The sequence below is a fragment of the Enterobacter sp. MG-EB028 genome, from assembly GCF_056673305.1.
On record NZ_CP195080.1, the window covers coordinates 1 to 13,097 of the forward strand.

12 protein-coding genes and 4 pseudogenes are annotated in these 13,097 nt (G+C 47.2%); 10 read left to right on the forward strand and 6 right to left on the reverse strand.

What is annotated here, in order from left to right; translation table 11 throughout:
* Window positions 1-1,014: a plasmid replication initiator RepA gene (gene repA / locus ACR42C_RS23065; protein ID WP_063136861.1), complete on the forward strand. Its 1,014-nt coding sequence runs from the start codon at window positions 1-3 to the stop codon at window positions 1,012-1,014.
* A gap of 887 nt (window positions 1,015-1,901) precedes the next feature.
* On the forward strand, window positions 1,902-2,672 hold the full coding sequence (locus ACR42C_RS23070) for a DUF4225 domain-containing protein (protein WP_252076408.1): 771 nt from the start codon (window positions 1,902-1,904) through the stop codon (window positions 2,670-2,672).
* Here the strand turns inward: ACR42C_RS23070 and ACR42C_RS23075 are convergent.
* On the reverse strand, window positions 2,641-3,411 hold the full coding sequence (locus tag ACR42C_RS23075; RefSeq protein ID WP_252076407.1) for a TraX family protein: 771 nt from the start codon (window positions 3,409-3,411) through the stop codon (window positions 2,641-2,643). The genes ACR42C_RS23070 and ACR42C_RS23075 overlap by 32 nt on opposite strands.
* 719 nt (window positions 3,412-4,130) lie before the next feature.
* Between ACR42C_RS23075 and ACR42C_RS23080 the strand changes: the two genes are divergently transcribed.
* From ACR42C_RS23080 to ACR42C_RS23100, 5 genes are all read left to right on the forward strand, one after another.
* Window positions 4,131-6,677, forward strand: coding sequence for an autotransporter outer membrane beta-barrel domain-containing protein (locus ACR42C_RS23080; protein WP_479985231.1), 2,547 nt, complete (start codon window positions 4,131-4,133; stop codon window positions 6,675-6,677).
* A 125-nt stretch (window positions 6,678-6,802) separates the two neighbouring features.
* Window positions 6,803-7,057 carry a hypothetical protein gene (locus ACR42C_RS23085; protein WP_252076405.1) on the forward strand — a complete coding sequence of 85 codons (255 nt, stop codon included), beginning with the start codon at window positions 6,803-6,805 and terminating at the stop codon, window positions 7,055-7,057.
* A 148-nt stretch (window positions 7,058-7,205) separates the two neighbouring features.
* Window positions 7,206-7,925: an autotransporter outer membrane beta-barrel domain-containing protein gene (locus ACR42C_RS23090; RefSeq protein ID WP_479985232.1), complete on the forward strand. Its 720-nt coding sequence runs from the start codon at window positions 7,206-7,208 to the stop codon at window positions 7,923-7,925.
* A gap of 127 nt (window positions 7,926-8,052) precedes the next feature.
* On the forward strand, window positions 8,053-8,499 hold the full coding sequence (locus tag ACR42C_RS23095; protein WP_252076448.1) for an autotransporter outer membrane beta-barrel domain-containing protein: 447 nt from the start codon (window positions 8,053-8,055) through the stop codon (window positions 8,497-8,499).
* Window positions 8,381-8,764 (forward strand): autotransporter outer membrane beta-barrel domain-containing protein, encoded by a 384-nt coding sequence (locus tag ACR42C_RS23100; RefSeq protein ID WP_458728468.1) that lies wholly within the window; start codon window positions 8,381-8,383, stop codon window positions 8,762-8,764. Before ACR42C_RS23095 ends, ACR42C_RS23100 begins: the two co-directional genes overlap by 119 nt.
* Window positions 8,765-8,808: 44 nt before the next feature.
* Here the strand turns inward: ACR42C_RS23100 and ACR42C_RS23105 are convergent, their stop codons facing one another.
* The gene (locus ACR42C_RS23105) at window positions 8,809-9,048 is read right to left on the reverse strand and encodes a hypothetical protein (RefSeq protein WP_252076451.1); all 240 of its coding nucleotides are present in this window, start codon (window positions 9,046-9,048) and stop codon (window positions 8,809-8,811) included.
* On the opposite strand from ACR42C_RS23105, the pseudogene ACR42C_RS23110 reads away from it, so the two are divergent.
* Window positions 9,017-9,532, forward strand: a pseudogene (locus tag ACR42C_RS23110) (integrase core domain-containing protein); the annotation flags it as partial. The gene ACR42C_RS23105 and the pseudogene ACR42C_RS23110 sit on opposite strands and share 32 nt — an antisense overlap.
* Before the next feature lie 423 nt (window positions 9,533-9,955).
* Here ACR42C_RS23110 and ACR42C_RS23115 read toward each other — a convergent pair.
* From ACR42C_RS23115 to ACR42C_RS23130, 4 genes and pseudogenes are all read right to left on the reverse strand, one after another.
* Window positions 9,956-10,504, reverse strand: coding sequence for a helix-turn-helix transcriptional regulator (locus ACR42C_RS23115; protein WP_252076403.1), 549 nt, complete (start codon window positions 10,502-10,504; stop codon window positions 9,956-9,958).
* Between the two features lie 73 nt (window positions 10,505-10,577).
* Window positions 10,578-10,940 (reverse strand): autotransporter outer membrane beta-barrel domain-containing protein, encoded by a 363-nt coding sequence (locus ACR42C_RS23120; protein WP_252076402.1) that lies wholly within the window; start codon window positions 10,938-10,940, stop codon window positions 10,578-10,580.
* A gap of 152 nt (window positions 10,941-11,092) precedes the next feature.
* Complete coding sequence (locus ACR42C_RS23125) at window positions 11,093-11,368, reverse strand: hypothetical protein (protein WP_252076401.1); 276 nt, start codon at window positions 11,366-11,368, stop codon at window positions 11,093-11,095.
* A 510-nt stretch (window positions 11,369-11,878) separates the two neighbouring features.
* Window positions 11,879-12,283 (reverse strand): annotated as a pseudogene (locus tag ACR42C_RS23130) (transposase); the annotation flags it as partial.
* Here ACR42C_RS23130 and ACR42C_RS23135 point away from each other — a divergent pair.
* Window positions 12,270-12,749, forward strand: a pseudogene (locus ACR42C_RS23135) (transposase); the annotation flags it as partial. The pseudogenes ACR42C_RS23130 and ACR42C_RS23135 sit on opposite strands and share 14 nt — an antisense overlap.
* Before the next feature lie 16 nt (window positions 12,750-12,765).
* Window positions 12,766-13,044, forward strand: a pseudogene (locus tag ACR42C_RS23140) (IS3 family transposase); the annotation flags it as partial.
* Window positions 13,045-13,097: the final 53 nt, after the last annotated feature.

The window sequence follows — 13,097 nt, forward strand, 5'->3', positions numbered from 1 at the left end:
GTGAATGACAATCAGATTTCTGTTCACTGGTCAGATCTACCGAAAGATGAGCTAACCCGTTTCTGGCAGGATGTCGATGCCGGCACTCAGGGTAATTTCCTCATTGCACCGGTCAAAAAACTGACCCGCCGCAAACGCGGTGAACATTCCACAAAAGCCAAATGTGAGAACCCGGCCTGGTATCGACCGGAGCATTATAAAAAGCTCTCCGGACAGCTCGGCCATGCCTACAATCGCCTGGTGAAAAAAGACAAAGAAACCGGGCAGGTCAGCCTGCGCATGCATGTTTCTCGTCACCCTCTCTATGTCGCCGGCCGCCGTAAGGCGGGACGTAAATATGGCTTCCGCCCGGAACGTCAGCGCCTGCTCGATGCGCTCTGGCCAGTGCTCATCAGCTTCTGTGATGCCGGCAAGCATACCGTCGGCATGTGTATCTCCCGTCTTGCAAAAGAACTCAGTGCAAAGGACGCAAAAGGCAATGTCATTCCTGAAACGGAGGTGACGGTGTCACGCCTTTCACGGCTTATTGAGGAACAGGTACGGTTTGGCGTTCTGGGTCTCGCGGAAGAACGCGCCTGGGATCGTGAATCCCGCACCTGGCTGCCAACGTATGTCTATATCACCCCTGTGGGATTCCAGATGCTGGGCGTCGATATGGACAAGCTGTTTAAAGAGCAGGAGAAGAAGCTCCGTCAGAGCGCCGAGCGTGAGCAGCTGATCCGGGAAGGGGTGATGAGCGAACATGATGATGTTCAGGCCCACTCTGCGCGGAAATGCTGGTCTGGCCGTAAGCGTCAGGAGGCACTCGTTTACCGCCGCAAAAAAGGCGCGGAGCGTAAACGTGCCAACAACCTGATTAAGCTGCCGGCAGATGAACGACTCCATGCAATGTCTGAATGGATTTATCGCACCCTGCCGCCTGACGAAGCGTACTGGTGCACATCTGAGCGCCTGAAGGCGCTGGCCATCCAGCATCTTTACCAGCTGGATCTGGCGCTTTCTCCACCGGACTAGTCACAGACGACACAACAGTCTTCTTGTTTACAGGCCCCTCATCGGGGCTTTTCGTGCTTGTTTTTTTCGGCTATTCTGCTCATTTTTCATCCTTCACTCCTTTTTTCTTCCGGTCACCATGACGTTCTGTCGGTCGTTATGGCCCGCAATGGCCACTGTCTCTTTTTTTACACAGAAATCCGCAAACGAATAAGTGAAGTAACCCGGTAATGAATAAAAGACATTCCGCAAAACAGTCTTACTTCACCTTTTTTATCTCTCTGTTCATTACATTTAAGAGTAGATCTTTGTCTTCGGCTACTCTGTGGATAACGTAAAATGCCTTCGCATGCAGCGGCCTCACGGCCTCGCGCTCAGAATAAAATCAAAAGTTCCTCCCGTCGCAAGCGCCGGGCCCCGTTCTGGCCAGAACCCAACACTGCATACTTACCTGACCCCTGCTAAACCGACGCCGCCCCGGCCCGACGGGCCGGAACACCCTCGCTTTAAGAGGGATGTTGTAACTAGTATCAAGAGTAGCTGTAGTTAGCGTCGCGGCAAGCCCGCTGTACACGCTCGTAAGCGCCTCACGGCGCTAATGCGGAGATACAGCCCGTCAGCGGCCTCTGACCTCGACGTGCTCACTCCGACCGCGCACGTCACTACCAGGCGTGGCGGTTAGCGGGTATGGCTTTGCAGGGTAAGGGATGGGACAGGCAGAACCTTTCAAACCGCAGCGGCTTACGCCGGTCACGGCGCCCATCGACTTTCTCTCCCTGTCTGGCTTCAGCTGGCGCCTCCATGCCGCGATGCGGCATCAGTGAGTTCTGCAGGGTAGCGTGCCCTTTTTTGTTGTCAAAACTCGTTTCGGGAATATGCTTTCAGAAACAGATAAGCGAGGCGATAAAATGGACACGTTGCTTTTACCCGGCCAGAATTCCCGTGTCTGGGCGGAAACCATGATCAACCTGGAGGCCAGGAAACTGGTGAATACGGCCAACACGGTGGCGGCTATGCATCTCCAGGATGGTTTCATCCGGATTCAGTTTGTGGATGAGATCAGAGCATTCATCATGGCCCAGTTTGAGGCCGCACGCCGGGCGAAAACGGTTGATGACTGTATGGCCTGTCTGCGGGCCTTACGGGCTGAAAATACCAGCCTGCTGGAGCAGTCCCGATCGCTCAAAACCGGCTATGCAAAACTCTATGCCGAGGTGAAGGTTGTCCGGGATAAGAATAAAATTGTGGGTTACATCATTTCAGCTGTCGACGTCGTAGTGGCCGGCGCGGTGATTGTCGTAAATGGCTTTAACACGATTTCACGGAAAGCCGCGCACAACCTCCTCGGTGATAAGCAGACGGAGGGAATATTCGCTGACGGCTCGATGGAGATCGCTGAATTTCTGGGCTTCAGCCGGCAGCAGGGGCTGGGGACGTATAAGGCTGTCACACTCTTCAGCGAAGTCTACGGCGCGTATGGCCTGAGGCTGAAACCCGAAGCACAACGGCTGTGGTACTGGACCAGGCCCGATTTCTTCAGGAAAGTATCCGGCACGCCACGTCCCGCAATGGCGCTTAAAATTGCGGAATGGGGGGTTAAAGCCAAAGTGGCGCTTGATTTACTGATAGCCATCACGTCCTCCCTTATCAGGCGAAAGTATACTGTACCAGACCAATAATCCCCAGGTGACCGGCGTAAGCATAATAAAAGAAATTACGCGGCATGAAACGCCTGCGGCCCTCCGGACAGATTTGCCTGCAGAAGGAAACCACTGCCAGGGGGAATGCCAGAGTAGGCAGCGTGGCCAGTAATAATGTTTCTGCAGGCATATCCAGGAGATGCGATAACCCGTTTAAACAAATCAGTGACAGCACGGCAGTTATGGCTGCCAGCCGCTGTACTCCGAGTGTATCGCTGCCAGAAACCGTTGCCATACTGATGGCCAGCGTTATTCCTGCCAGCCCGTAGCTTGCCGGCTGCAGTGGCCAAATCATGAGGGCCAGGAGCAGATATCCGGCGAGCATTCCTTTCCGGCCGTGCCGGTACTGCAGGGCAAGCAGCTGCGTGACGCCGGTAAACACGAACAGAATGTTCAGGGCCCACCAGGGCTGGTGATGGCAGAATGCCAGGCTGAACACCGGCTGCGTGATGACTGCCCAGATCCACAGGCGACTGGCTCTCTTCTGCAGTCGTTCCGGGGTGCGCTGTACGTTCATCGCCCATATAAGCGTGAACAGGGGGAAGGCCATCCGGCCAAGCGCATACATCATCGGCCAGGCTGGCGACAGAAACACCGTATTGGTGTGGTCGATAATCATGGCCAGAAGTGCGAGAAGCTTGACCATATCGAGAGCAGCGGGACTGAGCTGGCTGGCATTCCGGATTTTGGGAAGAACGTCGGGTACTGAATGGTTCATGCTGTATACTCCCCTGGCGACACGCGGTTAACAGCCAGCCCTGAACATAATGCCAGAATGCCCTGCCGGTTTGCGATGTGACCCTGATCTTGAGTTTCTCCAGAATCTTGCGCACCGCAAATTCTGATTTATCACGCAGCACGCGCAATGCGCCTGCCACATCCTTATTCTGAATACAAATACTTAAATTATGAAAATCGTTCACACCGCCCCCTTTCTTACACTCTTATTATCGGCCGCATGAATATTATATTTAGCATGACAAGAAAATTCCTAATAAGATTTCATATTAGAGTTCTAAATTTTGCTCAATTTATAGACTCATTTAAATGGGTGAAGATGGTACATTAATTATCTGTATTGTTTGCTGAATATTTTGTGGCTGGCTTCCATCCTTTAGTCCAGTCTTCGTTCATAAGGCCTTCAATGACAATCTTCAGAGTGATGGTATAAGGGGGGGATTTCTGCGACAGACAGTGTATATACAGATCGGGCGTATTAAAGAACCCCACCTTCGGTATCCCGTAACCCGGATCAGGGGTCAGTATGTGGCAACTGAAACCAGGTACCTCAAAACAAGCAGGTTGTTAATTAAATGTTATCTAGGTTGGTGAATGTGACATTTATGGATCACTAGAATTTATGATGTGGTATTTTGAACTAGGTAAGCAATACCTTTTTTATCACCCTTATAATCTTCAATACATTAGGTTTTTCCAGTGAGAAAATTAATATCAAACTCAACCCCAGCCCTTTTGTTTATATTTATTTCAAAATCAACTTTTGCTATTGATTCATTGACTTTAACCAATGAAGAACAAACAATCGACTCAGGAACAACTATTTATTCTAGCATACAAATAAATGGAAATGGTTCTCTCACAGTTGATAATGCAAATGTTGAAGCAACTAGTCATATTGTTTTGAGAGGCGACCTTTCAGCTCCATCTACACTACACCTTACAAATGGTGCAAGTGTCTCCAATTGTGAGCAATGTTTCGTTGAGTTAGGTAACAACGCTTCTGTAATTATGGACGGAAATTCAACATTAAGTACAGGGCAGTTAAATTTAAAAGGAGAATTAGGTCAAGCGGCTGAAATGTATGTAACTAATGGTTCCACTGTGAATGTAGGTTTGGGGGGGTTATATGTAGCTGCTGCCAATAGCGATATACCTGATTACGCAGTTTTTAATATTGATGGGGGGCGTGTTAACTCAATACAAACTGCTGTTGGTGGTGGATTTGGAACTGGTTTTTTAAATATATCGAATGGAGGTAAGTTATATTCGACTACCATCGTTGGAGTAGGTGGAGGAAAAGGCTATGTAGATATTAGGGGAGAAGGCTCTGAATGGGTTGCTCCTACTATTCAGGTCGCTCCAGATGAGGGTTCCATCGGAAATATCACACTTTCAGATGGAGCAAAAATAAGCGCTAACAACATTACTACTGGCTATGGTGAAAGCAATATAATTATAGGGGGGCAGTCTGACGCTGTTGAACCTGGTTATTTAAATGTTGAAAATATAATTCTCGGGGGTGAAAGCTCCCGATTTATATTGAATCACAACTCTAATGATTATGAAATTCACTCCAATTTCTCAGGTGATGGAGCGATGTATCTTAGCGGAGGCACTTCTAATTTTTACGGGGGAAATACCATCACTGGAATTACAGTAATTGATAATGCTATGTTTGTAGCCCAAAACGAAAACGTAACAAGCGCATCTTCTGAATATTCTTTACTTACTACAGGGGTTCTTGATTTAAATGGATTCAGCCAAACAACGGGCACAATTAATAATTCTGGCACTATCTATTTCAATGAGACCGGTGATTCGGCTGGAACTGAGCTCACTGTAAATGGTGATTATCATGGTAATGGTGGCAGTCTGGTATTCAACAGTGTACTTGAAAGCGATAATTCGCTTACTGATACACTTCATGTTACTGGTAGCGCTGATGGAGAAACATTTGTCACCGTTAATAACTTGGGTGGTAGTGGTTCTCAGACCGTAGAGGGAATAAAACTAATAACTATCGACGGTAACATTGCAGAAGGAACGGAATTCCGCCAAAACGGTCGGATTGTTGCAGGTGCTTATGATTATCACTTAGTTCAGGGAGGTAACAGTGGTAATAGTAATAGCTGGTATCTGACAAGTAGTAATGGCGGTGTGGATCCAGTAATACCACCAGTAATCCCTGGCCCTTTGCCAGTTGACCCAGTTGACCCAGTTGACCCAGTTGACCCAGTTGACCCAGTTGACCCAACTTTACCAGTCACTCCGGGCGTTAATATTACTCGCCCGGAAGCCGGAAGCTATATTAGCAACTTAGCCGCCACAGATATGTTCTTCACTCGAATGGAAGACCGTGGTCGTGAGCACCTCTACACTGATTTGACTACGGGTGAGAAAAAACAGACAAGTATGTGGCTACGCTCGGAAGGGCGCCATCTGGACAGCAAAGATAGCAGTGATCAACTCTTCACCGATGAAAATCGCTATATTATTCAGATTGGCGGTGATGTTATCAATGGTTCCTTTACCGGAGAGGATAACTGGCGTCTGGGCGTCATGGCGGGCTATGGTAACAGCCACAGCAGTACCCGTTCAGATATAACTGGCTATCAGTCAAAAGGTAACGCGGATGGTTATACCATGGGACTGTACGGAACATGGTTTGAATATGCTGATCGCCGCAGGGGGGCCTGGATTGATACTTGGCTTCAGTACGCGTGGTTCAGTAATAGCGTACAGGGAGAAGGTCTGTTGGAAGAGAAATATGATTCTGATGGTTTGCAGGCATCTGTGGAAACAGGTTATGCATTTGTATTATCAGGTAACAAGAACTTGGATTATATCATCGAACCACAGGCGCAGGCCATCTGGAATGGTGTTAAAGCTGAAGAATTCCGCGAAGGCAACGGAACAGTGGTTAAAAGTGAAGGGACTGATAACATTCATACACGGTTGGGTTTAAAAGCTGGGATGGAAATCCGAACCGGTAAAGAAAGTTCTGAGGTTATGTGGAAACCTTATGTCACCATGAATTGGCATCATAACACCAATGAGTATGGAGTTAAGATGGACGATATTAAACTATCTACTTCTGGTGTGAAAAATATTGGTGAGCTGAAACTGGGTGTTGAGGGTCAACTGACAAAACAACTCAGTATAGGCGGTGGGGCTAGTGGCCATATGGGAACCGATGACTACCGTAACTTAGGCGGTTTTTTGAAAGTTCGCTATGCATTCTAAAACAAAGAGTCAGATGCCGACATCAGGATGACTCATCGCAGGCTGAACTTCTTCAGCCGCCCCCTGACCCGACGAGAAAAGAAAACCGAAAATTCCGCAGCCCAGAAGGGCTGCGGTCCTTTTGTGTGGATAACGACCTGTTCAGGCAGATTTTAACCATGCGTGCATCAGGCAAAAACTGTTTAACTGGTAAACTACCTGTGTTCAATTCAATTACTTCAATGCCTGTCTCTGAGTCAGGAAAGAGTCAGCGCTTTAATTTATCCCCTCTGGCTGTATCGCTGACCATCGGCTTTTCCTTCCCTGCCGGAGCGGCCGACCTGACAGTAATCCGGCCGGAGGAGGAGCTCCAGTTAACGGTGGGCGAAAAACTGGAATGATGACATTTTCGTTAGCAGTTCACCTGGAGGTGCTTCTCTGACCATTAACGGCGCGGGCGCATCAGAGCCTGAACCGGGGAGTGTCTCTGCAAACTACGATATATATGTCGGCTATGGCGATAGCGATGGCGCGACCGCCACCGGCACCATGACGGTTGATAACGGGGCGTCCGTCTCTGCGGACTATATAAGTGTCGGCACTTTTTATGGTGCTACCAGCACGGTCACAGCCAGTAACCACGGCATACTGAACGCCGCGGTTATTCACCTCATTAATGGCACCCTTAATATCGGGAGGGCCGCCAGTCAGGAAGCCACCGGGGCCGGGAAGATGGAGGCTGACCGCATCGCGCTTTACACCGATACCCTACAACAGGGTGAAATTAACTTCAATCATACGGACGCAGACTACGTCTTCGTCTCCTCGGTAACCGGCTACGGGAACATTAATGTCCTGCATGGCTACACCACTCTGGCCGGAAACAATACCTATTACGGAACCACCTCCGTTCAGGGCGGTACCCTAGCGGCAGGGGCTGAAGGGGCATTCAGTGACAAGTCCGGCTACGCCGTGCATACCGGAGGGGCGCTTGATCTCAGCGGGTATAACCAGACCGTGTATTCTCTGGTTAACGGCGGTACGGTATTCTTTAATCAGCATCAGTCTTCTGTCGGGCCCCCCCTCACGATGAATGAGTATATCGGTGATGGCGGGACGCTGGTGTTCAACTCGGTTCTGGAGGGGGATAACTCACTCTCTGACAGGCTGCACGTCAAGGGAAATGCGGCAGGCAACAGCTACGTTCAGGTCAACAACCTGGGCGGGCACCCACTAAGTCCGTCCGGGTTCGGGCAGTTATATCACTAACCTTGCTGCTGCCCGTGAAATGCTCATTACACGCCTTGAAGACCGCGATGGTATGCAGGCATATACCGATATGCTGACGGGCGAAGAGAAGATAACCAGTATGTGATTACGTACAGAAGGCCGCCACCTGGACAGCAAACAAGCTACTGAGCAGCTCGATACCCGTGAGAACCGTTATGCGGTACAGCTGGGCGGGGCTGTCCTCAGCGGCTCGTTCACGGGTACGGACAGGTGGCGTACCGGATTGATGGCGGGATACGGCAGCAGCCACAGCACAACCACCTCATCCCTGACAGATTACCGGTCTGAGGGCAGCGTCAGCGGCTACAGTGCGGGGGTCTATGGCACCTGGTATCATAATGCTGACCAGAAAATCGGGGCTTACCTTGACAGCTGGGTGCAGTATGCCTGGTTCAGCAATGAAGTGCAGGAAAAGGGATTGCCCGCTGAGAAATATGATTCCGGCGGGCTGCAGGTTTCGCTGGAAGGGGGGTATACCGTTCCTGACTGGGGGAACGGAGCAGAATACGTTCTTTGTTCAGCCTCAGGCTCAGATTGTGTGGAACGATGTTAAGATGGATGAACATCGTGAAACAAACGGGACTCGAGTTTCAGGTAGGGGGGATAACAACGTACAGAGCCGGGTGGGCGTGAAGGGCTTTATGGAGCACCGCTCGGGCAAGGACAGTGTCTGGAAACCTTATCTGGCCGCAAACTGGATACACAACAGTGAAGAAGCAGGCGTGAGGATGGGCGACGTGACGCTTTACGGTGCAGGGCAGAAAGACCAGGTAGCTGACCTGACTGAACTACCGTCTGGCTTTTGCCGCAGTTCCTGATGGCGCAGGTTGGCAGCAATGGTTTTGATGTTGTATTATTAATTTTACTGCACCATGCGTAGAGCTGCGATTCGTAAATACTGAGTTACAGGCTGCGGCGGCAACGCCGATGTTAGTAATGTCTTCATAATCCACATGAGGACATCCCCATGATGAAACGTTTTTCCTCCGAACAGATCATCAGTATCCTCCGCGAGGCTGAAGCCGGGGTTTATGCCTGCTAGCTCTGCCATAAGTACGCCATTTCCGACACCACCTCTGACCAGGTCAATGAATTTAGTCATGACGCTGACCAATGGTGGCAGGATCAAGTGCCTGACCTATGTGGACGACGTTATAAAGAAGTGCCTGAGAATTATCACCGCATTAGAAACTTCAGGCGTTCAGGTAACACGTATTCTGGACAGTATTGCACTGTTTCGAGGCTATCCGACCACGATAAGAACGGACCAGGGGCCGGAGTTCACCTGCTGCGCACAGGATCTATGGGCCTCTGAGCATGGTGTTGAGTTACAGTTAATCCAGCGGGGTAAACCAACGCAGAACGAATTTATTGAGAGCTTTACCGGACGATTTCGCGATAAATGTCTGAATGAACACTGGTACAGCGAGATCGTTCACGGCAGGAAAATCATTGACGACTGGCGACAGGATTATATCGAGTGTCGGCCACATTCGGCACTGGATTATCAGACGCCATTAGAGTTTTCAGCACGGTGGAGAATTGGAAAATGTGAAGGTAAACAAACCTACATTACTAACGGATAGTTGTAACTAATACTGGGGGGATGTTCATGCCCTCCTTTCTCGCCAATGGTTAACCTATGGAGCTTTGTATCAGTAATAAAAAAAAGCCGGGCAAGCCCGGCAGGCCATGAGCCAAACACAACGTCTTGAAAATTTGTCTGTGTTTTTATACAATCCAAATAGATATTACATCATCAAGCTAATTATTTTAATAAAATAAACGTCATAATCTTCTGATTTTACATCTATACGAAAAAATAGATTTTATCAAATTGTTAGTGATTTCTTTCGTAACCATAATCATTGCTTTCAAGCTCCTTAAGGGTAGGCGTAGCGATGTTACATACCAAAAAAATAATTATCAATCAAGCCAGAGCAGTACGCAACATTTGCCTAAGCTTATAGTGATTATTTGCAAATGATTACAATTTAGTAATCTAGGAATCAAAAAAAACCTTCATCTGAACATTGTTTTATAATTTTTGATTTTTTGAAAAGTTCAACTCTAGTTCGAAGCCCTAATTTACTTATAGAAGAGCTTATTTGTGAGTATGTTGTTTTAGTGGAATGGCTTTTCTTTTTCGCGATATTATAAATGGGCACGCCACTAACATAAAGAAGAACCACATCGCGTTCCATTTTTGTAAGGTTTAATTTAGACTTTTTTTTATAAAAATTTTCTTCATTATCAATAATAATATTCAAACACTGCTTTATTTTTTTATAAACTTGCGTGAGCTGAAGATTTAAATTAAAAAAAGAAATATTTTTCGAGAGCTTCAAAGAAGCCATAAATCGCAAATTCTTTTCTGTAGTGAATAGCAAGAAGTAATTTTCTTCATTATATAATAAATCATGAATTTGACTAATTTCATTCAACTCCCCGACTAAAAAGAATATGCAAATTGATTTATCACTGTGGTTTTGAAAATCATCTACGAGAAATCGCAGCAAGTGATCTGAAACGATATTTATATAGGTGCAGTCACTCATTATTGATATATTGTTCATAGTATTAAAATAACTGTAAATTACATTCAATGTTGAAAGAAATGTTGCCGGGAGGTTACACACTAAAATTATGAAACATCTTAGATTGTATATCTAAACTAGAATTCGTAACGAATACCTGTATTTGCACCCCATTAACTCCTAAATTATGCACTTGTACATTTGAAACCCCATCTGTATTTCCAGTGATATGAAGTGTATCAGATAACGAATCGTCGCCCTCAAGAGCACTGTTGAAAACGAGATTTCCATTCTGGCCATGATAGTCACCATTCACGGTTAAGGTTGTACCAGCTGTTGAGCCACTTTCGTTAAAATAAATTATACCCGAATTATTTATTGCCCCTGTGATTTGACTGAAACCATTCAAATCAATCAGACCGTTGGAAGAAATAAAGTGTTCAGATGATGCCCTCATTACATTTACGTCTAGCGCTCTAAACGTTGCTTTGTCTACAACGGTATAATCACTAAGAGTGTTTCCCCAGAAAAAAGGTTATGCCTCCGGTAAGAAACTTGTTACCAGAACCAGAAAAACCATAATCAACAGTATAGTTATTATCGCTATGCTCATAATTTATGTGACCATAAAATAACTTTATCGATTATCAAATACCCAAGGGTAGTTGTTTCAAAACTTCCAATGTTAATAATTGTAGTTCCAGTGCCTGCATTCACTGTTGGCGCAATTAGGCTACCCCCATCAACAATATCTAGCTCAGCAAAAGATGTTTCATCGGGAGCAATCATAAAATATTGAGATGCATTCCATATACTATCTTCACTTGATATGAAGACATGCGCACGTCCTCCGTCGACTCCGATAATCCCACCTGAATAAGTCATACCTCCTTCTTCGATGTTTACAATGCCTGCCCCGTAACCTACCCCGCAGCCGTAAAGGAGAAAATCACATCACCACATATGACGTTGAGTGTTGAATTATTATCTATATCAACATCATTATAAACAAAAGTGTCAGACTCCAAGACTGAATCTTGGTTTGTTAACGCTAGAGTTTTTGCTCTTCTTTCAACTAATAAAGACAAGGACAGAAGACTAAAAGTTAAAAAACTTATTCTCAAAATATACATAATGAATGTACAACTCAACTTTAACTTTTTTTAAAATGAACAACAAAAAATGTGTATCTAATAGTATAGACATCCATGCAGGCCGTAGCATGTAATGTCTCCCTCTTCTAAACCAGAAACAATCTGTTAACATGCTGTGATTTTGTTAAGTTTGAATCGCCACGGATAATCTAGGCACTTCTGAGCCGTTGTTGGACTGACCCCGCCCCCGTAGACGATCCTGCCCTATAGTTTGAGCATAGCAACTGTCTTTCGGGCGCGACTACGAAGCATGCTGGTGATACATCGGATCCCATGCTTCATTCTTTTTCAGCATTGCGTTCAAGATGGTCAGTAATTTTCTGATGCACGCCGTCAGTGCAACTTTTTTGGGCTTTCGTGCGGCAACCAGGCGTGTATAGAACTCTTTAATTACCGGGTTGTGCCTCATCCCAACCAGAGCTGACATATAGAGAGCTGTACGGACGGAAGCTCGCCCTCCGAATACTGTTCGGCGACCGCGCATCGTACTGGAATCCCTGTTTACTGGAGCAACTCCAATAAGAGCGCTAATTTCACGTCGAGAGAGCGAACCAAGCCCAGGAACTTCAGCCAGCAATACAGCAACAGTCGCAGCCCCAACGCCTTTATCTGCACTCAGTAGATCAGATAACTCCCTGAAATCGCTGGCCCGCAGATATCTTGAGCTCCATGACGAAATAGCCGATCTGGACGTCATGATAACGTCAATAGCCGATGAGCTGGCACCTGAGCTTATCAAACGTAAAGCGGTGGGATATGAATGCGCTTCGCAGCTGTTGATCACTGCAGGTGATAATCCTCAGCGTCTGAACTCTGAGTCCGGCTTTGCGGCGCTGTGTGGCGTAAGCCCTGTCCCGGTATCTTCCGGAAAAACGAACCGGCACCGACTTAATCGTGGCGGTGATCGCGCAGCCAATTGTGCCCTGCATATTATCGCGATCGGTCGATTACGGACAGACGCGAGAACACAGGAATATGTGGCAAAGCGGGTAGCAGAATGTCATTCTAAAATGGAAGCACTGCGTTGCCTCAAGCGCTGTATCTCACGTGAAGTCTATACGCTGCTGCGAAATCAAAATCGGCAGATCAACAGTACCCAAATAATGACTTGACTCTTAGAAGGGCGTCCAGGGCAGCCAGTACGGCAGTGACGACTGGCAACGGTTCTGTTGAGCCAATAACCTGGCACCGAGCATGAGCCGGCGTGGCAACTGCTGGGATAATGCAGTGACCGAATCGTTCTTGAGTTCGCTAAAAAAAGAACGGATTAGAATACGTACCTATAAAACCCGGGATCTGGCCCGGGCCGATATCTTCGATTACATTGAAGTCTTCCACAACCGGGCCCGGCGTCACAGACACCTCGGCGGCGTCAGTCCGGAGGCCTTTGAACAGGCCTTTTCGTGAGGACAGGAAATGTCTATTGTCGTGGGGTCAGTCCATAAATGACTCATAGGTGT

What these genes read in the sequence shown, in the direction of transcription:
- ACR42C_RS23070 (WP_252076408.1), top strand. Translation starts at nt 1,902, where the DNA reads ATGGACACGTTGCTTTTACCCGGCCAGAATTCCCGTGTCTGGGCGGAA.
- ACR42C_RS23075 (WP_252076407.1), bottom strand. Translation starts at nt 3,411, where the DNA reads ATGAACCATTCAGTACCCGACGTTCTTCCCAAAATCCGGAATGCCAGC.
- ACR42C_RS23090 (WP_479985232.1), top strand. Translation starts at nt 7,206, where the DNA reads ATGACGGTTGATAACGGGGCGTCCGTCTCTGCGGACTATATAAGTGTC.
- ACR42C_RS23100 (WP_458728468.1), top strand. Translation starts at nt 8,381, where the DNA reads ATGATTCCGGCGGGCTGCAGGTTTCGCTGGAAGGGGGGTATACCGTTC.
- ACR42C_RS23105 (WP_252076451.1), bottom strand. Translation starts at nt 9,048, where the DNA reads ATGACTAAATTCATTGACCTGGTCAGAGGTGGTGTCGGAAATGGCGTA.
- ACR42C_RS23115 (WP_252076403.1), bottom strand. Translation starts at nt 10,504, where the DNA reads ATGAGTGACTGCACCTATATAAATATCGTTTCAGATCACTTGCTGCGA.
- ACR42C_RS23120 (WP_252076402.1), bottom strand. Translation starts at nt 10,940, where the DNA reads ATGAGGGCATCATCTGAACACTTTATTTCTTCCAACGGTCTGATTGAT.
- ACR42C_RS23125 (WP_252076401.1), bottom strand. Translation starts at nt 11,368, where the DNA reads ATGACTTATTCAGGTGGGATTATCGGAGTCGACGGAGGACGTGCGCAT.